Source organism: Bacillus spongiae, assembly GCF_037120725.1.
Lineage (GTDB): Bacteria > Bacillota > Bacilli > Bacillales > Bacillaceae_K > Bacillus_CI > Bacillus_CI spongiae.
Window position 1 is genome coordinate 31,797 of the sequence record NZ_JBBAXC010000021.1, and the last position, 23,399, is coordinate 55,195.

40 protein-coding genes are annotated in these 23,399 nt (G+C 39.6%); all 40 read left to right on the top strand.

Annotated elements, in window-relative coordinates; translation table 11 throughout:
• Positions 1-18: 18 nt before the first annotated feature.
• The 40 genes from rpsG (at position 19) to rplM (ending at position 23,396) form a co-directional block, all read left to right on the top strand.
• A complete protein-coding gene (gene rpsG / locus WAK64_RS19250; protein ID WP_336588632.1) occupies positions 19-489 on the top strand; it encodes a 30S ribosomal protein S7 in 471 nt (156 codons plus the stop codon).
• A 51-nt stretch (positions 490-540) separates the two neighbouring features.
• Positions 541-2,619 carry an elongation factor G gene (gene fusA, locus WAK64_RS19255; protein ID WP_336588633.1) on the top strand — a complete coding sequence of 693 codons (2,079 nt, stop codon included), beginning with the start codon at positions 541-543 and terminating at the stop codon, positions 2,617-2,619.
• Positions 2,620-2,748: 129 nt separating this feature from the next.
• Complete coding sequence (tuf, locus tag WAK64_RS19260) at positions 2,749-3,939, top strand: elongation factor Tu (RefSeq protein WP_336588634.1); 1,191 nt, start codon at positions 2,749-2,751, stop codon at positions 3,937-3,939.
• 205 nt (positions 3,940-4,144) lie between these two features.
• Positions 4,145-4,315 carry a hypothetical protein gene (locus WAK64_RS19265; protein WP_336588635.1) on the top strand — a complete coding sequence of 57 codons (171 nt, stop codon included), beginning with the start codon at positions 4,145-4,147 and terminating at the stop codon, positions 4,313-4,315.
• Between the two features lie 21 nt (positions 4,316-4,336).
• Positions 4,337-4,645: a 30S ribosomal protein S10 gene (gene rpsJ, locus WAK64_RS19270; protein WP_003156464.1), complete on the top strand. Its 309-nt coding sequence runs from the start codon at positions 4,337-4,339 to the stop codon at positions 4,643-4,645.
• Positions 4,646-4,678: 33 nt separating this feature from the next.
• Positions 4,679-5,308, top strand: coding sequence for a 50S ribosomal protein L3 (rplC, locus tag WAK64_RS19275; RefSeq protein WP_336588636.1), 630 nt, complete (start codon positions 4,679-4,681; stop codon positions 5,306-5,308).
• 30 nt (positions 5,309-5,338) lie between these two features.
• Positions 5,339-5,962 carry a 50S ribosomal protein L4 gene (rplD, locus tag WAK64_RS19280; RefSeq protein ID WP_336588637.1) on the top strand — a complete coding sequence of 208 codons (624 nt, stop codon included), beginning with the start codon at positions 5,339-5,341 and terminating at the stop codon, positions 5,960-5,962.
• Complete coding sequence (gene rplW, locus WAK64_RS19285) at positions 5,962-6,246, top strand: 50S ribosomal protein L23 (RefSeq protein WP_336588638.1); 285 nt, start codon at positions 5,962-5,964, stop codon at positions 6,244-6,246. The genes rplD and rplW overlap by 1 nt, the downstream gene beginning before the upstream one ends.
• Positions 6,247-6,276: 30 nt before the next feature.
• Positions 6,277-7,107 (top strand): 50S ribosomal protein L2, encoded by an 831-nt coding sequence (rplB, locus tag WAK64_RS19290; protein WP_336588639.1) that lies wholly within the window; start codon positions 6,277-6,279, stop codon positions 7,105-7,107.
• A 60-nt stretch (positions 7,108-7,167) separates the two neighbouring features.
• Complete coding sequence (gene rpsS / locus WAK64_RS19295) at positions 7,168-7,446, top strand: 30S ribosomal protein S19 (protein ID WP_336588640.1); 279 nt, start codon at positions 7,168-7,170, stop codon at positions 7,444-7,446.
• A 19-nt stretch (positions 7,447-7,465) separates the two neighbouring features.
• Entirely contained in the window at positions 7,466-7,807 is a 342-nt protein-coding gene (rplV, locus tag WAK64_RS19300) for a 50S ribosomal protein L22 (protein ID WP_336588641.1), read from the top strand.
• 3 nt (positions 7,808-7,810) lie between these two features.
• Positions 7,811-8,467, top strand: coding sequence for a 30S ribosomal protein S3 (gene rpsC, locus WAK64_RS19305; protein WP_336588642.1), 657 nt, complete (start codon positions 7,811-7,813; stop codon positions 8,465-8,467).
• Positions 8,468-8,469: 2 nt separating this feature from the next.
• A complete protein-coding gene (gene rplP, locus WAK64_RS19310; protein WP_336588643.1) occupies positions 8,470-8,904 on the top strand; it encodes a 50S ribosomal protein L16 in 435 nt (144 codons plus the stop codon).
• Complete coding sequence (gene rpmC / locus WAK64_RS19315) at positions 8,894-9,097, top strand: 50S ribosomal protein L29 (RefSeq protein WP_003351417.1); 204 nt, start codon at positions 8,894-8,896, stop codon at positions 9,095-9,097. The genes rplP and rpmC overlap by 11 nt, the downstream gene beginning before the upstream one ends.
• Positions 9,098-9,116: 19 nt before the next feature.
• The gene (gene rpsQ, locus WAK64_RS19320; RefSeq protein ID WP_336588644.1) at positions 9,117-9,380 is read left to right on the top strand and encodes a 30S ribosomal protein S17; all 264 of its coding nucleotides are present in this window, start codon (positions 9,117-9,119) and stop codon (positions 9,378-9,380) included.
• Between the two features lie 47 nt (positions 9,381-9,427).
• Positions 9,428-9,796 carry a 50S ribosomal protein L14 gene (gene rplN, locus WAK64_RS19325; RefSeq protein ID WP_336588645.1) on the top strand — a complete coding sequence of 123 codons (369 nt, stop codon included), beginning with the start codon at positions 9,428-9,430 and terminating at the stop codon, positions 9,794-9,796.
• A 40-nt stretch (positions 9,797-9,836) separates the two neighbouring features.
• A complete protein-coding gene (gene rplX / locus WAK64_RS19330) occupies positions 9,837-10,148 on the top strand; it encodes a 50S ribosomal protein L24 (protein ID WP_336588646.1) in 312 nt (103 codons plus the stop codon).
• A 27-nt stretch (positions 10,149-10,175) separates the two neighbouring features.
• Positions 10,176-10,715, top strand: a complete 540-nt coding sequence (gene rplE / locus WAK64_RS19335) for a 50S ribosomal protein L5 (RefSeq protein WP_336588647.1) — start codon at positions 10,176-10,178, stop codon at positions 10,713-10,715.
• Positions 10,716-10,739: 24 nt separating this feature from the next.
• The gene (locus tag WAK64_RS19340; protein WP_007474803.1) at positions 10,740-10,925 is read left to right on the top strand and encodes a type Z 30S ribosomal protein S14; all 186 of its coding nucleotides are present in this window, start codon (positions 10,740-10,742) and stop codon (positions 10,923-10,925) included.
• Between the two features lie 30 nt (positions 10,926-10,955).
• The gene (gene rpsH, locus WAK64_RS19345) at positions 10,956-11,354 is read left to right on the top strand and encodes a 30S ribosomal protein S8 (RefSeq protein ID WP_336588648.1); all 399 of its coding nucleotides are present in this window, start codon (positions 10,956-10,958) and stop codon (positions 11,352-11,354) included.
• Positions 11,355-11,385: 31 nt separating this feature from the next.
• Entirely contained in the window at positions 11,386-11,922 is a 537-nt protein-coding gene (gene rplF, locus WAK64_RS19350) for a 50S ribosomal protein L6 (RefSeq protein ID WP_336588649.1), read from the top strand.
• Positions 11,923-11,954: 32 nt separating this feature from the next.
• Complete coding sequence (rplR, locus tag WAK64_RS19355) at positions 11,955-12,317, top strand: 50S ribosomal protein L18 (RefSeq protein ID WP_336588650.1); 363 nt, start codon at positions 11,955-11,957, stop codon at positions 12,315-12,317.
• A gap of 23 nt (positions 12,318-12,340) precedes the next feature.
• The gene (gene rpsE / locus WAK64_RS19360; protein WP_336588651.1) at positions 12,341-12,841 is read left to right on the top strand and encodes a 30S ribosomal protein S5; all 501 of its coding nucleotides are present in this window, start codon (positions 12,341-12,343) and stop codon (positions 12,839-12,841) included.
• Positions 12,842-12,854: 13 nt separating this feature from the next.
• Positions 12,855-13,037, top strand: a complete 183-nt coding sequence (gene rpmD / locus WAK64_RS19365) for a 50S ribosomal protein L30 (RefSeq protein WP_336588652.1) — start codon at positions 12,855-12,857, stop codon at positions 13,035-13,037.
• Positions 13,038-13,070: 33 nt separating this feature from the next.
• On the top strand, positions 13,071-13,511 hold the full coding sequence (rplO, locus tag WAK64_RS19370) for a 50S ribosomal protein L15 (protein WP_336588653.1): 441 nt from the start codon (positions 13,071-13,073) through the stop codon (positions 13,509-13,511).
• Positions 13,511-14,803: a preprotein translocase subunit SecY gene (gene secY, locus WAK64_RS19375; protein WP_336588654.1), complete on the top strand. Its 1,293-nt coding sequence runs from the start codon at positions 13,511-13,513 to the stop codon at positions 14,801-14,803. Before rplO ends, secY begins: the two co-directional genes overlap by 1 nt.
• Before the next feature lie 58 nt (positions 14,804-14,861).
• Positions 14,862-15,515: an adenylate kinase gene (locus WAK64_RS19380; RefSeq protein ID WP_336588655.1), complete on the top strand. Its 654-nt coding sequence runs from the start codon at positions 14,862-14,864 to the stop codon at positions 15,513-15,515.
• Positions 15,512-16,258, top strand: a complete 747-nt coding sequence (gene map / locus WAK64_RS19385; protein ID WP_336588656.1) for a type I methionyl aminopeptidase — start codon at positions 15,512-15,514, stop codon at positions 16,256-16,258. The genes WAK64_RS19380 and map overlap by 4 nt, the downstream gene beginning before the upstream one ends.
• Before the next feature lie 15 nt (positions 16,259-16,273).
• Positions 16,274-16,609, top strand: a complete 336-nt coding sequence (locus WAK64_RS19390) for a KOW domain-containing RNA-binding protein (protein WP_336588657.1) — start codon at positions 16,274-16,276, stop codon at positions 16,607-16,609.
• Positions 16,587-16,805, top strand: coding sequence for a translation initiation factor IF-1 (infA, locus tag WAK64_RS19395; RefSeq protein ID WP_071351372.1), 219 nt, complete (start codon positions 16,587-16,589; stop codon positions 16,803-16,805). The genes WAK64_RS19390 and infA overlap by 23 nt, the downstream gene beginning before the upstream one ends.
• Positions 16,806-16,842: 37 nt before the next feature.
• Complete coding sequence (gene rpmJ / locus WAK64_RS19400) at positions 16,843-16,956, top strand: 50S ribosomal protein L36 (protein ID WP_000868344.1); 114 nt, start codon at positions 16,843-16,845, stop codon at positions 16,954-16,956.
• Between the two features lie 24 nt (positions 16,957-16,980).
• Complete coding sequence (rpsM, locus tag WAK64_RS19405) at positions 16,981-17,346, top strand: 30S ribosomal protein S13 (protein ID WP_336588658.1); 366 nt, start codon at positions 16,981-16,983, stop codon at positions 17,344-17,346.
• A gap of 24 nt (positions 17,347-17,370) precedes the next feature.
• The gene (gene rpsK / locus WAK64_RS19410) at positions 17,371-17,760 is read left to right on the top strand and encodes a 30S ribosomal protein S11 (RefSeq protein WP_336588659.1); all 390 of its coding nucleotides are present in this window, start codon (positions 17,371-17,373) and stop codon (positions 17,758-17,760) included.
• Positions 17,761-17,930: 170 nt separating this feature from the next.
• Positions 17,931-18,875 carry a DNA-directed RNA polymerase subunit alpha gene (locus tag WAK64_RS19415; RefSeq protein ID WP_336588660.1) on the top strand — a complete coding sequence of 315 codons (945 nt, stop codon included), beginning with the start codon at positions 17,931-17,933 and terminating at the stop codon, positions 18,873-18,875.
• A 46-nt stretch (positions 18,876-18,921) separates the two neighbouring features.
• Entirely contained in the window at positions 18,922-19,284 is a 363-nt protein-coding gene (gene rplQ, locus WAK64_RS19420) for a 50S ribosomal protein L17 (protein WP_336588661.1), read from the top strand.
• Positions 19,285-19,563: 279 nt separating this feature from the next.
• Positions 19,564-20,403: an energy-coupling factor ABC transporter ATP-binding protein gene (locus WAK64_RS19425; RefSeq protein ID WP_336588662.1), complete on the top strand. Its 840-nt coding sequence runs from the start codon at positions 19,564-19,566 to the stop codon at positions 20,401-20,403.
• Positions 20,379-21,248 carry an energy-coupling factor ABC transporter ATP-binding protein gene (locus WAK64_RS19430; protein ID WP_336588663.1) on the top strand — a complete coding sequence of 290 codons (870 nt, stop codon included), beginning with the start codon at positions 20,379-20,381 and terminating at the stop codon, positions 21,246-21,248. Before WAK64_RS19425 ends, WAK64_RS19430 begins: the two co-directional genes overlap by 25 nt.
• The gene (locus WAK64_RS19435) at positions 21,245-22,042 is read left to right on the top strand and encodes an energy-coupling factor transporter transmembrane component T family protein (protein WP_336588664.1); all 798 of its coding nucleotides are present in this window, start codon (positions 21,245-21,247) and stop codon (positions 22,040-22,042) included. Before WAK64_RS19430 ends, WAK64_RS19435 begins: the two co-directional genes overlap by 4 nt.
• 12 nt (positions 22,043-22,054) lie before the next feature.
• A complete protein-coding gene (gene truA / locus WAK64_RS19440; protein ID WP_336588665.1) occupies positions 22,055-22,804 on the top strand; it encodes a tRNA pseudouridine(38-40) synthase TruA in 750 nt (249 codons plus the stop codon).
• Between the two features lie 154 nt (positions 22,805-22,958).
• Positions 22,959-23,396, top strand: a complete 438-nt coding sequence (gene rplM / locus WAK64_RS19445) for a 50S ribosomal protein L13 (protein WP_336588666.1) — start codon at positions 22,959-22,961, stop codon at positions 23,394-23,396.
• Positions 23,397-23,399 lie beyond the last annotated feature (3 nt).

Below are 23,399 nucleotides of genomic sequence, written 5' to 3' on the forward strand. Positions count from 1 at the left end.
TGAAAGGAGGAAAAAGACATGCCACGTAAAGGACCTGTAGCAAAAAGAGATGTATTACCAGATCCGATTTATAATTCAAAACTTGTAACTCGTCTTATCAACAAAATCATGGAAGATGGTAAGAGAGGTAAAGCTCAAAAAATTCTATACGCTGCATTTGATACAATTCAAGAGCGTTCAGGAAAAGAGCCTATGGAAGTATTTGATCAAGCACTAAAAAACATCATGCCTGTACTTGAGGTAAGAGCTCGCCGTGTTGGTGGAGCAAACTACCAAGTACCTGTTGAGGTGCGCCCTGATCGCCGTTCAACACTTGGACTACGTTGGTTAGTAAACTATTCTCGTCTTCGTGGTGAGAAGACTATGGTTGAACGCTTAGCTAACGAAATCTTAGATGCTGCGAATAACACGGGTGCTTCTGTTAAGAAGCGTGAAGATACACATAAAATGGCAGAAGCAAACAGAGCGTTTGCACACTACCGTTGGTAATATAAGCTTTTCCTTTTAAAAAATATTTATTATAGGAAGGAGAAAGACCAGATGACAAGAGAGTTCTCCTTAGAAAAGACTCGTAATATCGGTATCATGGCTCACATTGATGCTGGTAAAACTACAACGACTGAGCGTGTTCTTTATTACACAGGTCGTATCCACAAGATTGGTGAAACTCACGAAGGTGCTTCTCAAATGGACTGGATGGAGCAAGAGCAAGAACGTGGTATTACAATCACTTCTGCTGCAACAACAGCTCAATGGAATGACCACCGTGTAAACATCATTGATACACCAGGACACGTAGACTTCACAGTTGAAGTTGAGCGTTCTCTACGTGTACTTGATGGAGCAGTTGCTGTACTTGATGCTCAATCTGGAGTTGAGCCTCAAACAGAGACGGTTTGGCGTCAAGCTACAACTTATGGAGTACCACGTATCGTATTCGTTAACAAAATGGATAAGATTGGTGCAGACTTCATATATTCTTTATCAACTTTACACGATCGTTTACAAGCAAATGCAGCAGCTATTCAACTACCAATTGGAGCAGAGGATGATTTCGAAGCGATTATTGACCTAGTTGAAATGAAGGCTACATTCTACGGTAATGATCTTGGAACTGATATTGAAGTTCGTGACATTCCTGCTGAGTACCAAGACCAAGCAGACGAATATCGCGAAAAGCTAATCGAAGCTGTAGCTGATTTAGATGAAGATCTAATGGAAAAGTATCTTGGTGGAGAAGAAATCTCTACTGATGAACTTAAAGCTGCAATTCGTAAAGCTACTTTATCTGTAGAATTCTACCCAGTAATTTGTGGTTCTGCTTTCAAAAATAAAGGTGTACAACCAATGTTAGATGCAGTTATTGATTACCTTCCAGCTCCAACTGATGTTGAAGCAATTAAGGGAATTGTACCTGATACAGACGAAGAGGTAACACGTCCGTCTTCTGACGACGCACCATTCTCTGCTCTAGCATTTAAGGTAATGACAGACCCTTATGTTGGTAAGTTAACGTTCTTCCGTGTATACTCAGGAGTATTAAACTCTGGTTCTTACGTGAAAAACTCTACTAAAGGTAAGCGTGAGCGTGTAGGTCGTATTCTACAAATGCATGCTAATAGCCGTGAAGAGATTTCACAAGTATACGCTGGGGATATCGCTGCTGCTGTAGGTCTAAAAGATACAACTACTGGTGATACTCTATGTGAGGAAAAGAATCTAGTAATTCTAGAGTCTATGGAATTCCCAGAGCCTGTTATCTCATTATCTGTTGAGCCTAAATCAAAAGCTGACCAAGATAAAATGACAACAGCACTACAAAAACTTCAAGAAGAAGATCCAACTTTCCGTGCGCATACTGACCAAGAAACAGGTCAAGTAATTATTGCTGGAATGGGTGAGCTTCACCTTGATATTATTGTAGATCGTATGCGTCGTGAGTTTAAAGTAGAAGCAAATGTAGGTGCTCCTCAAGTTTCCTATCGTGAAACATTCCGTGCATCTGCACAAGTTGAGGGTAAATTTGCTCGTCAATCCGGTGGTCGTGGACAATTTGGTCACGTTTGGATCGAATTCTCACCTAATGAAGAAGGTAAAGGATTCGAATTCGAAAATGCCATTGTCGGTGGGGTAGTTCCTCGTGAATATATTCCAGCGGTTCAAGCAGGTCTTGAAGATGCGATGGATAATGGTGTTCTTGCTGGTTATCCTCTAATTGACGTTAAGGCGAAGCTATATGATGGTTCATATCATGATGTCGATTCATCTGAAATGGCCTTCAAAATTGCAGCATCTATGGCACTTAAAAATGCTGTTTCAAAATGTAACCCTGTAATTCTTGAGCCTTTAATGAAGGTTGAAGTAGTTATTCCTGAAGAATATCTAGGGGATATCATGGGTGACGTAACTTCACGTCGTGGTCGCGTTGAAGGTATGGAAGCTCGCGGAAATGCACAAGTTGTAAAAGCGTTCGTTCCACTATCTGAAATGTTTGGGTATGCTACTTCTTTACGTTCTAACACTCAAGGACGTGGAACATACTCTATGCATTTTGACCATTACGAAGAAGTTCCAAAATCAATCTCAGAAGAGATTATTAAAAAAAATAAAGGTGAATAATTGAATTATTGCCTTTAATCAAGTATAACTACTATTGTAAGTTATGTTAGTCTAGAGGGTAGCGTAATGCTATCTTCTAGATCTAAAATATATTTTAAAATACTTAATCATCCGAAGGAGGATTTCCTAATGGCTAAGGAAAAATTCGATCGTTCCAAAACACATGCGAATATCGGTACAATCGGTCACGTTGACCACGGTAAAACTACATTAACAGCTGCTATCACAACTGTTCTTGCTAAGCAATCTGGTGAAGGTGCTGCAATGGCATACGACCAAATCGACGCTGCTCCAGAAGAGCGTGAGCGTGGAATTACAATCTCAACAGCACACGTTGAGTATGAAACTGAAACTCGTCACTATGCACACGTTGACTGCCCAGGACATGCTGACTACGTTAAAAACATGATCACTGGTGCTGCACAAATGGACGGAGCTATCCTAGTAGTATCTGCTGCTGATGGCCCAATGCCACAAACACGTGAGCACATCCTTCTTTCTCGTCAAGTAGGTGTTCCATACCTAGTTGTATTCTTAAACAAATGTGACATGGTTGATGACGAAGAGCTACTTGAACTAGTAGAAATGGAAGTTCGTGATCTTCTATCTGAGTACGACTTCCCTGGTGATGACGTACCTGTAGTAAAAGGTTCTGCTCTTAAAGCTCTTGAAGGAGAAGCTGAGTGGGAAGAAAAAATTCTTGAACTTATGAGCGCTGTTGATGAGTACATCCCTACTCCAGAGCGTGACACAGAAAAACCATTCATGATGCCAGTTGAGGATGTATTCTCAATCACTGGACGTGGAACAGTTGCTACTGGTCGTGTTGACCGTGGTCAAGTAAAAGTTGGAGACACTATCGAAATCATTGGTCTTGCTGACGAAGCTGCGACTACAACAGTAACTGGTGTTGAAATGTTCCGTAAACTTCTTGACTATGCTGAAGCTGGAGATAACATTGGTGCTCTTCTTCGTGGGGTTTCTCGTGAAGATATCAACCGTGGACAAGTACTTGCAAAGCCAGGTACGATCACTCCACACACTAACTTCAAAGCAGAAGTTTATGTTTTATCTAAAGAAGAAGGTGGACGTCACACTCCATTCTTCTCTAACTACCGCCCACAATTCTACTTCCGTACTACGGATGTAACTGGTATCTGTAACCTTCCTGAAGGTGTAGAAATGGTTATGCCAGGAGATAACGTTGAGATGACTGTTGAACTTATCTCTCCAATCGCTATCGAAGAAGGAACTAAGTTCTCTATCCGTGAGGGTGGACGTACTGTAGGTGCTGGAGTCGTAGCAACAATTGAAAAGTAATTAGTACTTTTAAAACAGGTGATCTTAGATCACCTGTTTTTTTATTAGTTTTGAAGTAGTTTCTTGATGGTGTTAATTTTTCATTACTAATTAAATGACGTTGATAAACATTTGGTTACTACTAAGTAAACTTATATATTTATAATTATTAGACTTATCGATTCTACTTGATTCAATAGACTCACCTATGTATAATAGTAGGAGTGTGCAAAAGATAGTTGGGTTTGCAAAAATGCTTGCAAATGCCTATATTCTTATGTATAATAGACAATGTTGGTCTTTGACTGCGATGAAGTGGAAGGTTGCTGACACACCCGGCCGCTTTGCCATGGCGAGTGTGTGGGAAATTTCCATGGAGAATGTCTATATAAAATAGGCGAAAAAAGGAGGGAAAATAATGGCAAAACAAAAAATTCGTATCCGTTTAAAAGCGTATGATCACAGAATTCTTGATCAGTCTGCAGAGAAAATTGTAGAAACAGCTAAGCGTTCTGGTGCTTCGGTATCTGGTCCAATCCCGTTACCTACAGAAAAATCTGTTTACACTATTTTACGTGCGGTTCATAAATACAAAGATTCTCGTGAGCAGTTCGAGATGCGTACGCATAAACGTTTAATCGACATCGTTAATCCTACTCCACAAACAGTAGATGCATTAATGAGATTAGACTTACCGTCAGGTGTAGATATCGAAATCAAACTTTAATCTATAAACATTATATTTCAGGAGGTGTGACTCATGACCAAAGGAATCTTAGGAAGAAAAATCGGTATGACTCAAGTTTTCGCTGAAAACGGTGATCTCATTCCGGTAACTGTAATTGAAGCTTCTCAAAACGTTGTTCTTCAAAAGAAGACTGATGAAACAGATGGTTACAATGCTGTACAGTTAGGTTTTGAAGATAAACGTGAAAAGTTAGCTAATAAACCAGAAAAAGGCCATGTCGCTAAAGCAGAAACTGCTCCTAAGCGCTTCTTACGCGAAATTCGCGGAGTTAACATGGACGATTTCGAAGTTGGTCAAGAAGTCAAAGTTAATATTTTTGCAGAAGGCGAACTAGTAGATGTTACTGGTATCTCTAAAGGTAAAGGTTTCCAAGGTGCAATTAAACGCCACGGACAATCTCGCGGACCAATGTCTCACGGTTCTCGTTACCACCGTCGCCCAGGTTCTATGGGACCTGTTGATCCAAACCGCGTATTCAAAGGTAAATTATTACCAGGACGCATGGGTGGAGAACAAATTACGGTTCAAAATCTTGAAATCGTAAAGGTAGACGAAGAACGCAACCTTCTTTTAGTAAAAGGTAACGTACCTGGAGCTAAAAAAGCACTATTAACAGTTAAAACTGCAATCAAATCAAACTAATAGAACTTCTTAGGAAAGGAGGAAATAAGAATGCCGAAAGTAGCATTACTTAACCAAACTGGCTCTCAAGTTGGAGAGGTAGAATTAAATGATTCTGTATTTGGTATTGAGCCAAATGAAGCTGTTTTGTTTGAAACAGTTATCATGCAAAGAGCTTCCTTACGTCAAGGAAACCACAATGTAAAAAATCGTTCAGAAGTAGCAGGCGGCGGTCGTAAACCATGGCGTCAAAAAGGTACTGGACGTGCTCGTCAGGGATCTATTCGTTCCCCACAATGGCGCGGAGGTGGAGTTGTCTTCGGTCCAACACCACGTAGTTACAGTTACAAACTACCGAAAAAAGTTCGTCGTTTAGCGATTAAATCTGCTCTTTCTACTAAAGTTGCAGAAGAAAACATTTTAGTTCTAGAAGCCCTTGCTTTTGAATCACCAAAAACAAAAGAATTTGTAGCTATTCTTAAAAATTTATCTATAAACAAAAAGGTGTTAGTTGTAACAGATGAATTAGATGAGAATGTAGCACTTTCTGCACGTAATATCCCTGGTGTAACTGTTGTTACTTCAGAAGGAGTTACTGTTCTTGATGTTTTAGGTCATGATCAATTAATTATGACAAAAGCAGCGGTTGAAAAAGTAGAGGAGGTGCTTGCATAATGGATGCACGCGATATCATTAAGCGCCCCGTTATTACTGAACGTTCAACTGATTTAATGGCAGAGAAGAAGTACACATTTGAAGTGAATACAGTTGTTAACAAAACGCAAGTTAAAGATGCTGTCGAAGAAATCTTTGGCGTAACTGTTGCGAAAGTTAACATCATGAACTACAAAGGTAAGTTCAAGCGTATGGGTAAACATGCTGGGTATACGAATAAGCGTCGTAAAGCAATCGTAACGTTAACAGCAGATAGTAAAGAAATTGAATTTTTTGAGGCGTAAGCTAACAATTAAGTAGAGGAGGGAAAACACATGGCGATTAAAAAGTATAAACCTACCTCAAACGGACGTCGTAATATGACAGCTTCTGATTTTGCGGAGATCACAACTTCAACTCCAGAAAAATCATTACTAGCTCCTATTCATAATAAGGGCGGCCGTAACAATCAAGGTAAGTTAACCGTTCGTCATCAAGGTGGCGGCCACAAGCGTCAATACCGTATTATCGACTTTAAGCGTGATAAAGATGGTATACCAGGACGCGTTGCCACAATCGAATATGATCCAAACCGTTCTGCAAACATTGCACTAATCAATTATGCAGATGGAGAAAAGCGCTACATCCTAGCTCCTAAAAATTTAGTGGTAGGTCAAGAAGTTATGTCTGGACCTGAAGCTGATATTAAAGCAGGTAATGCGTTACCATTAGCAAACATCCCTGTGGGTTCAATTATCCACAATATTGAGTTGAAACCTGGTAAAGGTGGACAATTGGTCCGTTCTGCTGGAACTTCAGCACAAGTTTTAGGTAAAGAAGGTAAATACGTACTTGTACGTTTAAACTCAGGAGAAGTTCGCATGATTCTTGCAACTTGCCGTGCAACTATCGGTCAGGTTGGAAATGAACAGCATGAACTAATTAAAATTGGTAAAGCAGGTCGTTCTCGTTGGTTAGGTAAGCGCCCAACTGTTCGTGGATCTGTAATGAACCCTAACGATCACCCACACGGTGGTGGTGAAGGACGCGCACCAATCGGTCGTAAATCACCAATGTCTCCATGGGGTAAACCAACTCTTGGATACAAAACACGTAAGAAGAACAACAAATCCGACAAGTTCATTGTACGTCGTCGTAAAAAATAACGGGGTTGACCTACGGTTCACTGATAGAACCGTAGAACAATCGCGAAGGGAGGTTCAGACATGGGTCGTAGCTTAAAAAAAGGACCTTTTGTTGATGATCATTTAATGAAAAAGATCGAGAACTTAAACGAAACGGAAAAGAAACAAGTTGTAAAAACTTGGTCTCGTCGTTCAACGATCTTCCCAACATTTATCGGTCATACTATTGCCGTATATGATGGACGCAAACATGTACCTGTATACATCACAGAAGATATGGTAGGTCACAAGCTTGGTGAATTTGCACCATCTCGTACTTACAAAGGCCATGCTGCTGATGATAAGAAAACAAGACGCTAATTGAGAGGAGGGTATCCTAATGCAAGCAAAAGCTGTTGCGAGAACAGTTCGTATTGCTCCTCGTAAGGTACGTTTAGTAGTAGATCTTATCCGAGGTAAGCAAGTAGGTGAAGCGGTTGCCATCCTACGTCATACACCAAAAGCTGCTTCTCCAGTTGTAGAAAAGGTTTTAAATTCTGCTATCGCAAATGCAGAGCATAACTATGATATGGACGTAAACAACCTAGTTGTTTCAGAAGTGTTTGTAGACGAAGGTCCTACAATGAAACGCTTCCGCCCACGTGCGATGGGTCGTGCAAGCCAAATTAATAAACGCACAAGCCACATTACACTAGTGGTATCAGAAAAAAAGGAGGGATAATTCGTGGGTCAAAAAGTAAATCCAGTCGGTTTGCGTATCGGCGTTATCCGTGATTGGGATTCGAAATGGTACGCAGGAAAAGACTATGCAGAACTTCTACACGAAGACCTAAAAGTTCGTGAGTATATTGCGAAACGCTTATCAGACGCATCAGTTTCTAAAGTAGAAATCGAGCGTGCAGCAAACCGCATTAACATTACAGTTCATACAGCTAAACCTGGTATGGTTATCGGTAAAGGTGGTACGGAAGTTGAAGCTTTACGTAAAGCGTTAAACGGCCTAACAAGCAAACGTGTCCACATTAATATCGTAGAAATTAAAAAAGCTGATTTAGATGCTAAATTAGTTGCTGAAAATATTGCTCGTCAATTAGAAAATCGTGTATCATTCCGTCGTGCACAAAAGCAATCCATCCAACGTGCGATGCGTGCAGGTGCAAAAGGAATTAAAACACAAGTTTCTGGACGTCTTGGCGGTGCAGATATTGCACGTGCTGAATCATACAGTGAAGGTACTGTTCCACTACACACACTTCGCGCTGACATTGACTATGCTCATGAAGAAGCAGATACTACTTACGGTAAGCTAGGCGTAAAAGTATGGATCTATCGTGGAGAGGTCCTTCCAGTTAAGAAGAAATCCGAGGAAGGAGGAAAATAATCATGTTATTACCTAAACGCGTGAAATACCGTCGTCAACATCGTGGAAAGATGCGTGGGAATGCAAAAGGCGGCACTGAAGTTAGTTTCGGTGAATACGGTCTACAAGCTACAGAAGCTTCTTGGATCACAAACCGTCAAATCGAAGCTGCTCGTATCGCGATGACACGTTACATGAAACGTGGCGGTAAAGTTTGGATTAAAATTTTCCCTCATAAGCCATATACTGCAAAACCACTTGAAGTCCGAATGGGTTCTGGTAAAGGTGCTCCAGAAGGATGGGTTGCAGTAGTGAAGCCTGGAAAAGTTATGTTTGAAATTGCTGGTGTTCCTGAAGAGGTGGCTCGTGAAGCTCTTCGACTTGCATCTCACAAACTTCCTGTAAAATGTAAGTTTGTTAAACGAGAAGAAATTGGTGGTGAATCAAATGAAAGCTAATGAAATTCGTGATCTAACCACTGCTGAAATTGAACAAAAAGTAAAATCACTGAAAGAAGAGCTTTTTAACCTTCGCTTCCAACTTGCGACAGGTCAGCTTGAAAATACAGCTCGCATTCGTGAAGTACGCAAAGCGATCGCTCGTATGAAAACTGTAATCCGTGAAAGAGAGATCGGCGTTAACAATCGATAATTGAGAGGAGGTTTGCAGAATGAGTGAACGCAACCAACGTAAAGTTTATACAGGTCGTGTTGTTTCAGACAAAATGGATAAAACAGTTACTGTACTTGTAGAAACTTACAAAAAACACTCACTTTACGGCAAACGCGTAAAATACTCTAAAAAATTCAAAGCTCATGATGAGATGAATGAAGCTAAAGTAGGCGATATTGTTCGTATTATGGAAACTCGCCCACTATCTTCAACAAAACGTTTCCGTTTAGTAGAAGTTGTAGAAAAAGCGGTTATTATCTAATTACTATATGTTCGGACGATTTTTCATTCCGAAGGGAGGTAACCTAAGTGATTCAACAAGAAACACGTTTAAAAGTTGCTGATAATTCTGGTGCTCGTGAAGTATTAACAATTAAAGTTCTAGGCGGATCTGGACGTAAAACAGCTAATATTGGTGATGTTATTGTATGTACTGTAAAACAAGCAACACCAGGTGGCGTTGTTAAAAAAGGTGAAGTTGTAAGAGCCGTTGTTGTTCGTACTAAGAGTGGAGCTCGTCGTAAAGACGGTACTTATATTAGCTTTGATGAAAATGCTTGTGTAATTATTCGTGATGATAAGAGCCCACGTGGTACACGTATCTTTGGACCAGTTGCACGTGAATTACGTGAAAACAACTTTATGAAGATCGTATCATTAGCTCCAGAAGTACTTTAATCGATATAAATTATGGCGCCATTCAAGGAGGTGCGACAAAATGCATGTTAAAAAAGGCGATAAAGTAATGGTGATAACGGGAAAAGATAAAGGAAAGACTGGTTCTGTACTAGCTGCTTTCCCTAAAAAGGACCGTGTCCTTGTTGAAGGTATTAATATCGTGAAAAAACACGCTAAGCCTTCTCAAGCGAATCCACAAGGTGGAATCATTAGCCATGAGGCACCGATTCACGTATCAAATGTAATGCCATTAGATCCTAAATCTAACGAGCCAACTCGTGTAGGTTATAAAGTAGAAGATGGTAAAAAAGTGCGTGTTGCAAAAAAATCAGGTGAAGTTCTAGATAAATAGTTCTAAAAAAGAAGGGAGGTACGCTAGATGAACCGCCTAAAAGCTAAATACCAAAGTGAAATCACACCTGCTCTAGTGAGCAAGTTCAACTATTCTTCTGTAATGGAAGTACCGAAAATCGAAAAAATTGTTGTCAACATGGGTGTTGGTGACGCTGTATCTAACTCTAAGGTTTTAGACGTAGCTGTTGAAGAACTAGCTACAATTACTGGACAAAAACCAGTTATAACAAAAGCGAAAAAATCAATTGCAGGATTCCGTCTACGTGAAGGTATGCCAATCGGAGCAAAAGTTACTCTTCGCGGTGAGCGTATGTTCGAATTCCTAGATAAATTAATTTCTGTATCACTTCCACGTGTACGTGACTTCCGTGGTGTTTCTAAAAAAGCATTCGACGGTCGTGGTAACTACACACTAGGAGTAAAAGAGCAATTAATCTTCCCAGAGATTGATTATGATCAAGTATCAAAAGTACGCGGTATGGATATTGTTATCGTAACTACTGCTAACTCTGATGAAGAAGCTCGTGAATTATTAACACAAATCGGAATGCCATTCCAAAAGTAATCGCTAAATAAGGGAGGCGAAAACGTGGCTAAAAAATCAATGATTGCGAAACAAAAGCGTGAACCAAAGTTTGCTGTTCAAGCTTATACTCGTTGCGAACGTTGTGGTCGTCCACATTCTGTCATTCGCAAATTCAAACTTTGCCGTATTTGTTTCCGTGAACTTGCGTACAAGGGTCAAATTCCTGGCGTTAAAAAAGCAAGCTGGTAAAACCCGAATTTGGGAAGGAGGTAAATTATAATGACTATGACAGATCCAATTGCAGATATGCTTACTCGCGTTCGTAATGCGAACATGGTTCGTCACGAGAAGCTAGAAGTGCCTGCTTCAAACCTAAAGAAAGAAATCGCTGAGATTTTAAAACGTGAAGGTTTTGTACGTGACGTAGAGTATATCGAAGATAATAAACAAGGCATAATCCGCATTTTCTTAAAATACGGAGCAAACAACGAGCGTGTAATTACTGGACTTAAGCGTATCAGTAAACCAGGCTTACGTGTTTATGCTAAATCTAATGAAGTACCAAAAGTATTAAACGGTTTAGGTATTGCTCTTGTGTCTACTTCAAACGGAGTTCTTACTGATAAAGAAGCTCGTGCGAAACAAGTAGGCGGAGAAGTACTAGCTTACGTTTGGTAATATATATTGACATGAATGGAGGTGCACACTAATGTCTCGTGTAGGTAAAAAACCGGTAGAAGTACCAGCTGGTGTTACAGTAACGATCGAAGCAAATACTGTAACTGTTAAAGGTCCTAAAGGGGAATTGTCTCGTACATTTAACCAGGACATGAAAGTTGAACTTGAGGGCAACGTTGTCAACGTTACTCGTCCTTCTGACAATAAAGAACACCGTGCTTTACACGGAACTACTCGTGCTTTAATCGCTAACATGGTTGAAGGAGTTTCTAAAGGCTTTGAAAAGTCTTTAGAACTAATCGGGGTTGGTTATCGTGCTCAAAAGCAAGGAAAGAATCTAATCCTAAACGTAGGATATTCTCACCCAGTTGAGATGGAGCCAGAAAAGGGTATTGAAATCGAGGTTCCTTCTAACACTAAAGTTATCGTAAAAGGTACTGACAAGGAGCGTGTTGGTGCTCTTGCTGCTAACATCCGTCAAGTACGTCCTCCAGAGCCTTATAAAGGTAAAGGAATTCGTTACGAAGGTGAGTATGTTCGTCGTAAAGAGGGTAAAACAGGTAAATAATGCCGCTTAGGTAAAGAAAGGAGTGACCGTAGGTGATTACGAAACCTGATAAAAATAAAACACGTAAGAAGCGTCATGCGCGTGTACGTGCAAAAATTACAGGAACAGAAGCGCGTCCTCGCTTAAACATCTTCCGTTCTAGCAAACATATTTACGCACAACTTATCAATGACACGAACGGTGTAACTTTAGTAAGTGCATCTACTCTTGATAAAGAACTAAATAATGATTCAACTGGCAACCTTGAGGCTGCTGTAAAAGTTGGAGAATTAGTTGCAAAGCGTGCAAAAGAAAAAGGTTTCACTTCAGTTGTATTTGACCGTGGTGGATATCTATATCATGGCCGTGTAAAAGCATTAGCAGATGCTGCTCGTGAAAACGGTCTAGAATTTTAATAGTTAAAGGAGGGACATATCAGATGCGTCGCATTGATCCAAACAAACTTGAACTTGAAGAACGCGTAGTTACGGTAAACCGTGTAGCTAAAGTTGTTAAAGGTGGACGTCGTTTCCGCTTCACTGCTCTTGTAGTAGTTGGAGATAAGAACGGTCACGTTGGCTTTGGAACAGGTAAAGCTCAGGAAGTACCTGATGCAATCCGTAAAGCTATCGAAGATGCAAAGAAAAACCTTATTGAAGTACCAATGGTAGGAGCTACTATTCCTCACCAAGTTATCGGAGAATTTGGTGCTGGAAACATCCTACTAAAACCTGCTTCTGCCGGTACAGGAGTTATCGCTGGTGGTCCAGTTCGTGCGGTACTTGAGTTAGCTGGTGTTGCTGACATCCTTTCAAAATCTTTAGGATCAAACACTCCAATTAACATGGTTCGTGCAACAATTAACGGACTTACTCAACTAAAACGTGCTGAAGACGTAGCCAAATTACGTGGTAAATCAGTAGAAGAACTGTTAGGATAAGGGGGGAACTAAAATGGCAAACAAATTAGCAATTACCCTTACTCGCAGTGTAATCGGACGTCCACAAGATCAACGCGAAACAGTTAAGGCTCTTGGTTTGCGTAAAGTTAACCAAACAGTTGAACAGCAAGATAATGCTGCTATTCGCGGAATGATTAACAAAGTTGCTCACTTAGTAACTGTAAAAGAACTATAAGAAAACACTTTTCTTAAACAAGGAGGTGCAGACATGAAACTACATGAGTTAAAACCTAATGAAGGTTCACGTAAAGAGCGTAAACGTGTTGGTCGTGGTATTGCCACAGGTAATGGGAAAACTGCTGGTAAGGGACACAAAGGTCAAAATGCACGTTCTGGCGGAGGTGTACGTCCTGGTTTCGAAGGTGGTCAAACTCCTTTATTCCGTCGTTTACCAAAACGAGGATTCACTAACATCAACCGTAAAGAATACGCAATCGTAAATCTTGACACATTAAATCGATTTGAAGAAGGTACTGAAGTGACTCCAGAACTTCTAATTGAAACTGGTGTTGTAAGCAATGAAAAAGCTGGAATTAAAGTTCTTGCAAAAGGTTCTGTTGAAAGAAAGCTTACAGTAAAAGCACACAAATTTTCTTCAGCTGCTAAAGAAGCAATTGAAGCCGCTGGTGGCCAAGTAGAGGTGATTTAATGTTTCAGACAATCTCCAATTTTATGCGCGTGGGTGATATAAGAAGAAAGATAATTTTCACCCTACTAATGTTAGTTGTCTTTCGTATCGGTACATTTATTCCTGTACCAGGAGTTGATGCACAAGTCCTGAAGCTAAATGATCAACCAGGACTTCTCGACTTTTTGAATACTTTTGGCGGTGGAGCATTGCAGAACTTCTCATTGTTCGCAATGGGAATAATGCCTTATATTACAGCATCGATTATTGTTCAATTGTTACAAATGGATGTTGTACCTAAATTTACTGAATGGTCCAAGCAAGGTGATGTTGGTCGTCGTAAATTAACACAATTCACTCGCTATTTTACGATTGCACTTGGTTTTCTCCAAGCAATCGGTATGTCTTACGGTTTTAATCGTTTGTATGGTGGAGTTTTAATTCAGAATCAGAGCATTGGGACCTATTTACTGATAGCTCTTGTATTAACTGCAGGAACTGCTTTCTTAATGTGGTTAGGGGAACAAATAACAGCTAAAGGTGTTGGTAATGGTATTTCCATTATCATTTTTGCTGGGATTGTTGCTGCTATTCCTAATGCTGTGAATCAAATATATGCTCAGCAAATTGAAGGGGCAGGAGATCAATTATTCTTACGTATCGTTATGCTAGGATTAATTCTTCTTGCTGTTATCGTATTAGTTGTTGCGGTTATCTTCATTCAGCAGGCATTACGAAAAATTCCGATTCAATATGCAAAACGACTAGTTAATCGTAATCCGGTAGGGGGTCAGTCGACTCATTTACCATTAAAAGTGAATGCTGCTGGAGTAATTCCAGTAATCTTCGCTATTTCGTTTATTATTACTCCACAGACAATTACAACTTTCTTTGGTCAGAGTGATGTAACGGATACGATTCAGTATATTTTTGATTACACTGAACCAATTGGAATGACAATTTATGTGGCTCTCATTATTGCTTTCACATATTTTTACGCCTTTATTCAAGTTAATCCAGAGCAAATGGCTGAAAACTTGCAAAAACAAGGCGGTTATATCCCTGGCATTCGCCCGGGTATAAAAACGCAGGAATATTTAACTCGCGTGTTATATCGTTTAACTTTCGTGGGCGCGATCTTCCTTGCAGTGATTTCCATTCTTCCGGTATTCTTTATCAAGTTTGCAGGTTTACCACAATCAGCTCAAATAGGCGGAACAAGCTTGTTGATTGTAGTAGGTGTTGCACTTGAAACAATGAAGCAACTGGAAGCTCAGCTAGTAAAACGTCATTATAAAGGTTTTATTAAATAGTGATTTGGTTTTAGGGACATATGTTCCTAAAACCAATATAAAACTGAGGAGGAATTTGGTGAATATCCTTTTAATGGGTCCTCCAGGGGCAGGAAAAGGCACACAAGCCGAAAAGATTGTTGAAAAATACGGAATTCCTCATATTTCTACAGGTGATATGTTCCGAGCTGCAATGAAAGATGAAACGGAGTTAGGTCTAGTAGCAAAGTCATTTATTGACAAAGGCGAGCTAGTTCCTGATGAAGTAACCATTGGTATTGTTCGGGAAAGACTAGCAAAACCTGATTGTGAGAAAGGGTTTTTACTAGACGGATTTCCACGTACAGTAGCCCAAGCAGAAGCACTTGAAGAAATTCTATCAAGTTTAAATAAGACCATTGACTTTGTCATTAACATTAAGGTTGATAACAGTGTGCTAATGGGACGTTTAACTGGTAGACGTATTTGTAAAAATTGCGGTGCAACTTATCATCTTGTTTTCAATCCACCAACTAAAGATGGAGTATGCGATCGTTGTGAAGGTGAACTTTATCAACGCGCTGATGACAATGAAGAAACAGTTGAAAACCGATTATCTGTTTATACTAAACAAACACAACCTCTACTTGATTTCTATCAAGAAAAGGGTTATTTAAAAGAACTAGACGGACAAAAAGATATCAACCTTGTTTTTGAAGATATCGTGAAGCTAGTTGGGGGCTTTCATGCATGATCATATGTAAAACCCCTCGTGAATTAGAAATAATGAGAGAAGCGGGCAGAATTGTTGCATTAACCCACCAAGAGTTGCAAAAATATATTGTTCCTGGCATCACCACAAAGGAATTGGATGACATTGCCGATAAATTTATTCGTGCACATAGTGCAATCCCTTCGTTTAAGGGGTATAATGGGTTTCGTGGCAGTATCTGTGCTTCAGTGAATAATGAACTTGTCCACGGTATTCCTAGTGAACGTGCTCTAAAAGATGGAGATATTATTAGCATTGATATAGGTGCTAAATATAAAGGCTATCATGGAGATTCAGCTTGGACATATGCTGTTGGAAAAATAGATGAAGACACACAAAAGCTGTTGGATGTAACTGAAGAGTCGTTGTTTCTTGGCTTAAAAGAAGCAAAGCCAGGTGATCGCCTTTCAAACATCTCTCACGCGATACAAACATATGTAGAAGCTAACGGTTTTTCCATTGTTCGTGAGTATGTTGGGCATGGAGTTGGTCAAGACTTACATGAGAGTCCACAGATTCCTCATTATGGTCCACCTAACAAAGGTCCAAGATTAAAGCCTGGGATGGTACTGGCAATTGAGCCAATGGTGAATGCAGGCAGTCGATATGTCAAAACTCTAACTGACAACTGGACTGTTGTCACAGTGGATGGTAAAATGTGTGCTCATTTCGAACATACCATTGCTATTACTGAAAATGGATATGAGATATTAACGAAAGCCTAAGTGAAGGTGATCTGATTGAACGAGTCCGATTCGACTCCGTATATAGGTCAAGTCGTATTAATTAAAAAAGGAAGAGATACTGGTCTACTAGGTATCGTCATCCAACAACTTGATGATAATTTTGTTCTTATTGCAGATGGTGATAAACGTAAGTTTGATCGTCCGAAAAAGAAAAATCTTCATCATCTTTATTTTTACGATTTTATTTCTCCAGAAGTTCAAAACAGTATAATAGAGACCGGGCGGGTCACAAATGGAAAGCTGCGATATGCACTTACTAAGTTTGTTGACGAAGTCCTTGATGATCTCATGAAGGGAGATGAGCTTGATGGCGAAAGACGATGTGATTGAAGTTGAAGGGAAAGTGCTTGAAACTTTGCCTAATGCTATGTTTAAGGTAGAATTAGAAAATGGTCATACTGTTCTAGCTCACGTTTCAGGTAAGATCCGTATGCATTTCATTCGTATCCTACCTGGTGATAAAGTAACAGTTGAGTTATCACCGTATGATTTAACGCGCGGTCGTATTACGTACCGTTTCAAATAATCTTCGTACTCCGGACTACTAGGGAGGTTAGAATAAGATGAAAGTTAGACCATCTGTTAAACCGATCTGCGAAAAATGCAAAGTCATCCGCAGACGTGGTAAAGTAATGGTTATCTGTGAAAATCCTAAACACAAACAAAAACAAGGCTAATATAGAAGGAGGTGCACGTACACTATGGCACGTATTGCTGGTGTGGATATTCCACGTGACAAACGTATTGTCATTTCTTTAACGTATATCTATGGTATTGGTAAAAACACAGCTCAAAAAATTCTTGCAGAAGCAGGTGTTTCTGAAGACACTCGTGTTCGCGATTTAACGGAAGAAGAACTTGGTAAAATCCGTGATATCGTTGACCGTTTCAAAGTTGAAGGAGATCTTCGTCGTGAGGTTTCTTTAAACATTAAACGTCTAATGGAAATTGGTTCTTTCCGCGGTCTTCGTCACCGTCGTGGTTTACCAGTTCGTGGTCAAAACACGAAAAACAACGCTCGTTCTCGTAAAGGTCCTCGTAAGACTGTAGCGAACAAGAAAAAATAATAAGTAAAGGAGGTACATGCTAACATGGCACGTAAAACTAATACTCGTAAGCGTCGTGTGAAAAAGAATATCGAAGCTGGTATTGCTCACATTCGCTCTACTTTTAATAACACTATCGTAACGATTACTGACGTACACGGTAATGCGATTTCTTGGTCTAGTGCAGGTGCGCTTGGATTTAGAGGTTCTCGTAAATCTACTCCATTCGCTGCACAAATGGCAGCTGAAACAACAGCAAAAACTGCTATGGAGCACGGTTTAAAAACTTTAGAAGTTACTGTTAAGGGTCCTGGTGCAGGTCGTGAAGCAGCTATTCGTGCGCTTCAAGCAGCTGGTCTAGAAGTAACAGCTATTAAAGATGTTACTCCTGTTCCTCATAACGGATGCCGTCCACCAAAACGTCGTCGTGTTTAATTTTTCTGTATAGATTTCGTATCATTGTCTATAATGGGAAGTGATATGTATTTTTTCTGTGCAAGAGATGTTCAATCCAGTTGTTGTGCACAATCGGGAATGTAAACATGGGGAATTTCGGATAAGAATTCTTTCCGAGATTTCGACGTTTTAAAGGAGGGTAAATTTGAATGATTGAAATTGAAAAGCCAAAAATCGAAACGGTTGAGGTTAGCGATGATGCTAAGTTTGGGAAGTTCGTCGTAGAACCACTAGAGCGTGGATATGGAACAACTTTGGGTAACTCCTTACGTCGTATCTTACTATCTTCACTCCCAGGTGCTGCTGTCACATCGATTCAAATAGATGGTGTACTGCATGAATTCTCAACAATTGCCGGCGTCGTTGAAGATGTTACATCTATCATTCTTAATATTAAAAAACTAGCGTTAAAAATCTACTCTGATGAAGAAAAAACGCTTGAAATTGATGTTCAAGGTGAAGGTAGCGTAACGGCTGCTGATATTACACATGATAGTGATGTTGAAATCTTAAATCCTGATTTACACATTGCTACTTTGTCTAGCAACAGCCATTTTCGTATGCGTTTATCGGCACAAAGAGGCCGTGGCTATACACCAGCCGATCACAATAAGCGCGAAGATCTTCCAATCGGCGTAATCCCAATCGACTCTATTTACACTCCAGTTTCACGCGTAAACTATCAAGTAGAAAATACTCGTGTTGGCCAGATGACTAATTATGACAAACTCTCTCTTGATGTTTGGACTGATGGAAGTATTGGACCAAAAGAGGCGATTTCTTTAGGTGCAAAAATCCTTACTGAACATTTAAATATCTTTGTTGGCTTAACAGATGAGGCGCAAAACGCTGAAATCATGGTTGAAAAAGAAGAGGACCAAAAAGAAAAGGTTCTTGAAATGACTATTGAAGAGTTAGACCTTTCTGTTCGTTCGTATAATTGCTTGAAACGTGCTGGAATCAACACTGTTCAAGAGTTAGCGAATAAGTCAGAAGAAGATATGATGAAAGTTCGTAATTTAGGACGTAAATCACTAGAGGAAGTAAAAGCAAAGCTTGATGAATTAGGCTTAGGTTTACGTAAAGATGACTGATCTTTATATAGTTTGATATAACCATATAACAAAGGAGGGAACCTTCATGGGCTACAGAAAGTTAGGACGTACTAGTGCACAACGTAAAGCGTTGCTTCGCGATTTAGCTACTGATCTAATCATCAGCGAGCGTATCGAAACAACAGAAGCTCGTGCTAAAGAACTTCGTTCTGTTGTTGAAAAAATGATTACTCTTGGTAAACGTGGCGATCTTCATGCTCGTCGTCAAGCTGCATCATTTATTCGTAACGAAGTAGCAGATGCTGAAAGCAATCAAGATGCTGTTCAAAAACTATTTGCTGATATCGCTCCACGTTACAGTGAGCGTCAAGGTGGCTACACTCGTATTATGAAACTTGGACCTCGTCGTGGTGACGGAGCACCAATGGCTATTATCGAGTTAGTATAATAGTAGAACATCTAGGGCAGGACAGTTATATCTTAACTGCTTCGTGCCCTTTTTCTGCAATTAGAGTTGAATATTAAGCAAAAAAGCAGAGCGTTATGATGAGCGTATCATGCGTCTCGTCTAGCTCCATGCACCTCTTCCCCCAATATGGGCGTTCAAGGTTGAACATGAAAAGCAATTAGCTTTTCAAGGAATGGGGTGCAGGCTTTTTTTTATATATTCTACTTTTTTACTTAATCAACATTTACTATTTTTCATATAGCGTAGAGGAGGGGTAAGATGTCTTCATCCGTCATTTCGATTCAAGATGTATATTTTCGTTACCACTCAGAACTACCACCTGCTTTAAAAGGCATCTCATTGGATGTTCGAAAGGGGGAATGGTTAGCGATTGTAGGACATAATGGATCAGGAAAATCGACACTGGCTAAAATGTTAAATGGTTTGCACTTTCCTCAATCAGGGATGGTGAAAGTTGGAGAATGGTTGTTAAATGAACAAAACATTTGGGAAATCAGAAAAAGGATTGGCATGGTGTTTCAAAATCCTGATAATCAGTTTGTTGGCGCAACCGTTCAGGATGATGTGGCTTTTGGTTTAGAAAACTACGGAATTCCATTTCCGGAAATGAAAGAACGAATACATCACGCATTACGTTCTGTAGAAATGCTTGATTTTCTTAATCAAGAGCCACACCATCTTTCTGGGGGACAGAAACAGCGTGTAGCTATTGCGGGAATAATGGCTTTAAAACCTGAAATAATTATTCTTGACGAATCAACTTCTATGCTAGATCCGAAAGGTCGAGAAGAAGTAATTAAGACTATACGAGAATTAAATGAACAAGAGCAGATTACGATTATCTCCATTACACATGATTTGGAAGAGGCAAGGAAAGCCGATCGTTTAATTATATTAAACGAAGGAGAAATTTTTAAAGAAGGAACACCAGAAGAGATTTTTCAACTTGATGAGGAATTAATTCAGCTAGGGTTAGACATCCCATTTGCTGCAAAAATGAGCAAATCCTTAAAATTAAAAGGTTTAAACATAAAACACAACTATTTAACCGAAGAAGAATTGGTGGATGATTTATGGATATCACACTTCAAAATGTAAGCTATTCATATGGTGTCGGTAGCCCTTTTGAGAGAAGGGCTCTTCATGAAGTGAGTTTTCAAATTCCTTCCGGAGAATATGTCGCGATTATTGGACATACAGGTTCAGGAAAATCAACGTTATTACAGCATTTAAATGCTTTACTTCGTCCTACAAGTGGTCAAGTGGAGATTGGTAAATTTGTTATTCAATCTAATGAAAAGTCAAAAAAACTAAAAGAGATTAGACAAAAGGTCGGCATTGTGTTTCAATTTCCTGAACATCAGTTATTTGAAGAAACGGTACTTAAAGACGTTATGTATGGTCCATTAAACTTTGGAGTTCCACCTAGAGAAGCTGAGCGGAGAGCTAGGGAATATATTCAACAAGTTGGTCTTTCTGAAGAGGTTTTAACTAAGTCTCCATTTGACCTTTCGGGTGGACAAATGCGGCGCGTGGCAATTGCTGGGGTTTTAGCAATGCAGCCAGATGTTCTCGTATTAGATGAACCGACTGCAGGATTAGATCCAAGAGGAAGAAAAGAGATTATGGACATGTTTGACCTTCTTCATCAGCAAGAAAAACTTACAACTATATTGGTCACACATAGCATGGAAGATGCAGCTAAGTATGCAGAGAAGCTCATTATTATGAACAATGGACGTGTTGTTAAACAGGGAACACCACGAGAAATCTTTTCGGATGTTGAAATGCTCAAGTCGTTCGGACTAAACATTCCGGAATTTGTTAGATTTCAACATCAGTTTGAAATGAAAATGGGAAAGAAACTTCCTACTACATGCCTTTCCATTGAAGAACTTGCATCGCTTATCGCAGACATGGTCGAAAGAGGTGGTCAAGCATGATGGAAAAGATTGTTATTGGTCGGTATGTACCACAGAATTCCATCATCCATCGCTTGGATCCAAGGTCGAAGTTATTGTTTGTTTTTTTATTTATCGTTGTGGTCTTTTTAGCTAATAATGGAATAACATATGGAGTTTTAGCTTTATTTACCTTTTCACTTGTGTTACTGACCAAAATTTCATATGTATTTCTAGTAAATGGCTTAAAGCCTGTTCTCTGGTTAATTGTATTTACTTTCCTTTTACATGTTTTTTTCACAAAAGAAGGAAGTGTGGTTATTGATATTGGCCTTTTAAAAGTTTATGAAGAAGGATTACGCCAAGGAATCTTTATTTCGCTGCGGTTCCTCTTATTAATTATCGTGACTTCGCTTTTAACGCTAACGACAACGCCCATCTCTTTAACGGATGGATTAGAAGCATTATTTGGTCCCTTAAAGAAAATAAACATGCCGGTGCACGAAATTGCGTTAATGATGTCGATTTCTTTACGCTTTATCCCAACTTTGATGGAAGAAACCGATAAAATAATGAAAGCGCAATCGGCCAGAGGTTCTGATTTGGCCAGTGGAAGTATAAAAGGAAGACTTCAAGCAGTAGTGCCACTATTAATTCCACTGTTTGTTAGTTCTTTTAAGCGTGCAGAAGATTTAGCCATCGCAATGGAGACACGCGGGTATCGAGGTGGAGAAGGACGAACAAAATACCGTCAGCTGAACTGGAAGCTTTCTGACACAGTATCTCTTTTATCCCTATTAGCTGTAGCCCTTGTTTTGTATTTATTACGTTCTTAATGGAGTGACAAGATGCAACGAGTGAAATGTATAGTAAGCTATGATGGAACTTTATTTTCCGGTTACCAAGTACAACCATCAAAGAGGACGGTTCAACTAGAGCTAGAAAAGGCCTTAAAGCAAATTCATAAGGGGACTGATGTACGCATTACGGCCTCTGGTAGAACAGATGCCGGAGTACATGCACTTGGACAAGTATTTCATTTTGATACACCTTTAACCATTGCTGAAAATCGATGGACAATCGCTTTAAATTCTCTACTTAACAAAGAAATTGTTGTTCTTCACAGTGAATTTGTGCCACAAGATTTTCATGCAAGATACTCTGTTCAAAAAAAGGAGTATCGATATAAATTGAATATAAGTCCATTCCCAAGTCCATTTACACGAAATTATGCTTATCATTTCCCATTTCCCTTAAATGTAGCTGAAATGCAAAAAGCAGCGGATCTCCTAACGGGAACGTTCGATTTTTCTAGCTTTTGTTCTGCAAAGACAGAGGTGAATGATAAAGTTCGCAGCATTTATAAAATATCAATTAAAAAAACCGAAGATGAAGTATGTTTTTCCTTTGTTGGAAATGGTTTTTTATATAATATGGTCCGGATTATGACGGGAACACTAATTGAAGTTGGACAAGGAAAGCGAAGAGCAGACGATATGGTCCGGCTATTAGCTTTAAAAGATCGACAGGTCACGGGGAAAACTGCTCCAGCTCACGGGCTATATCTTTGGAAAGTGTGGTATACCAATGACAACTAATCCAGGTGTAACATTTTCTTGACAATGTGTCTAGAAAGAGATAAGATATCATATGGTATGAATTTTAACCCCACGATAAGCCCCGGAAACTTATTGTGACTAAATAAATACTCAAATTCATTGGATAATTTTTTAAATATTAGGAGGGTAAACAATGCGTACGACGTATATGGCGAAAGCAAATGAAATCGAACGTAAATGGTACGTTGTTGACGCTGAAGGCAAGACTTTAGGTCGCCTTGCAAGCGAAGTAGCATCTATTTTACGCGGTAAACACAAACCAACTTTTACACCACATGTTGACACTGGTGATCACGTAATTCTTATCAATGCGGAGAAAATCCAATTAACAGGTAAGAAATTAACAGATAAAATTTACTACCGTCACAGCATGCACCCAGGTGGATTAAAGTCTCGTACAGCACTTGAAATGCGTTCTAACTACTCTGAGAAAATGTTAGAGCTTGCGATCAAAGGTATGCTTCCAAAGGGTTCTCTTGGACGTCAAATGATCAAAAAATTACACGTATATGCTGGTGCAGAGCATCAACACCAAGCACAAAAACCAGAAGTTTACGAACTTCGTGGATAATTA

Bases quoted from the DNA above. Each gene is read 5' to 3' on its own strand.
- rplE (WP_336588647.1), top strand. From the start codon at position 10,176: ATGAACCGCCTAAAAGCTAAATACCAAAGTGAAATCACACCTGCTCTA.
- rplW (WP_336588638.1), top strand. From the start codon at position 5,962: ATGGATGCACGCGATATCATTAAGCGCCCCGTTATTACTGAACGTTCA.
- rpsS (WP_336588640.1), top strand. From the start codon at position 7,168: ATGGGTCGTAGCTTAAAAAAAGGACCTTTTGTTGATGATCATTTAATG.
- rpsM (WP_336588658.1), top strand. From the start codon at position 16,981: ATGGCACGTATTGCTGGTGTGGATATTCCACGTGACAAACGTATTGTC.
- infA (WP_071351372.1), top strand. From the start codon at position 16,587: ATGGCGAAAGACGATGTGATTGAAGTTGAAGGGAAAGTGCTTGAAACT.
- rplD (WP_336588637.1), top strand. From the start codon at position 5,339: ATGCCGAAAGTAGCATTACTTAACCAAACTGGCTCTCAAGTTGGAGAG.
- truA (WP_336588665.1), top strand. From the start codon at position 22,055: ATGCAACGAGTGAAATGTATAGTAAGCTATGATGGAACTTTATTTTCC.
- rplQ (WP_336588661.1), top strand. From the start codon at position 18,922: ATGGGCTACAGAAAGTTAGGACGTACTAGTGCACAACGTAAAGCGTTG.
- rpmD (WP_336588652.1), top strand. From the start codon at position 12,855: ATGGCAAACAAATTAGCAATTACCCTTACTCGCAGTGTAATCGGACGT.
- rplP (WP_336588643.1), top strand. From the start codon at position 8,470: ATGTTATTACCTAAACGCGTGAAATACCGTCGTCAACATCGTGGAAAG.
- tuf (WP_336588634.1), top strand. From the start codon at position 2,749: ATGGCTAAGGAAAAATTCGATCGTTCCAAAACACATGCGAATATCGGT.
- rplB (WP_336588639.1), top strand. From the start codon at position 6,277: ATGGCGATTAAAAAGTATAAACCTACCTCAAACGGACGTCGTAATATG.
- rpsJ (WP_003156464.1), top strand. From the start codon at position 4,337: ATGGCAAAACAAAAAATTCGTATCCGTTTAAAAGCGTATGATCACAGA.
- WAK64_RS19415 (WP_336588660.1), top strand. From the start codon at position 17,931: ATGATTGAAATTGAAAAGCCAAAAATCGAAACGGTTGAGGTTAGCGAT.
- rplO (WP_336588653.1), top strand. From the start codon at position 13,071: ATGAAACTACATGAGTTAAAACCTAATGAAGGTTCACGTAAAGAGCGT.
- rplM (WP_336588666.1), top strand. From the start codon at position 22,959: ATGCGTACGACGTATATGGCGAAAGCAAATGAAATCGAACGTAAATGG.
- map (WP_336588656.1), top strand. From the start codon at position 15,512: ATGATCATATGTAAAACCCCTCGTGAATTAGAAATAATGAGAGAAGCG.
- rpsG (WP_336588632.1), top strand. From the start codon at position 19: ATGCCACGTAAAGGACCTGTAGCAAAAAGAGATGTATTACCAGATCCG.
- WAK64_RS19435 (WP_336588664.1), top strand. From the start codon at position 21,245: ATGATGGAAAAGATTGTTATTGGTCGGTATGTACCACAGAATTCCATC.
- rplX (WP_336588646.1), top strand. From the start codon at position 9,837: ATGCATGTTAAAAAAGGCGATAAAGTAATGGTGATAACGGGAAAAGAT.
- rplC (WP_336588636.1), top strand. From the start codon at position 4,679: ATGACCAAAGGAATCTTAGGAAGAAAAATCGGTATGACTCAAGTTTTC.
- fusA (WP_336588633.1), top strand. From the start codon at position 541: ATGACAAGAGAGTTCTCCTTAGAAAAGACTCGTAATATCGGTATCATG.
- rpsK (WP_336588659.1), top strand. From the start codon at position 17,371: ATGGCACGTAAAACTAATACTCGTAAGCGTCGTGTGAAAAAGAATATC.
- rplV (WP_336588641.1), top strand. From the start codon at position 7,466: ATGCAAGCAAAAGCTGTTGCGAGAACAGTTCGTATTGCTCCTCGTAAG.
- rpsQ (WP_336588644.1), top strand. From the start codon at position 9,117: ATGAGTGAACGCAACCAACGTAAAGTTTATACAGGTCGTGTTGTTTCA.
- rplF (WP_336588649.1), top strand. From the start codon at position 11,386: ATGTCTCGTGTAGGTAAAAAACCGGTAGAAGTACCAGCTGGTGTTACA.
- rpsE (WP_336588651.1), top strand. From the start codon at position 12,341: ATGCGTCGCATTGATCCAAACAAACTTGAACTTGAAGAACGCGTAGTT.
- WAK64_RS19425 (WP_336588662.1), top strand. From the start codon at position 19,564: ATGTCTTCATCCGTCATTTCGATTCAAGATGTATATTTTCGTTACCAC.
- secY (WP_336588654.1), top strand. From the start codon at position 13,511: ATGTTTCAGACAATCTCCAATTTTATGCGCGTGGGTGATATAAGAAGA.
- rpmC (WP_003351417.1), top strand. From the start codon at position 8,894: ATGAAAGCTAATGAAATTCGTGATCTAACCACTGCTGAAATTGAACAA.
- rpmJ (WP_000868344.1), top strand. From the start codon at position 16,843: ATGAAAGTTAGACCATCTGTTAAACCGATCTGCGAAAAATGCAAAGTC.
- rpsH (WP_336588648.1), top strand. From the start codon at position 10,956: ATGACTATGACAGATCCAATTGCAGATATGCTTACTCGCGTTCGTAAT.
- WAK64_RS19430 (WP_336588663.1), top strand. From the start codon at position 20,379: ATGGATATCACACTTCAAAATGTAAGCTATTCATATGGTGTCGGTAGC.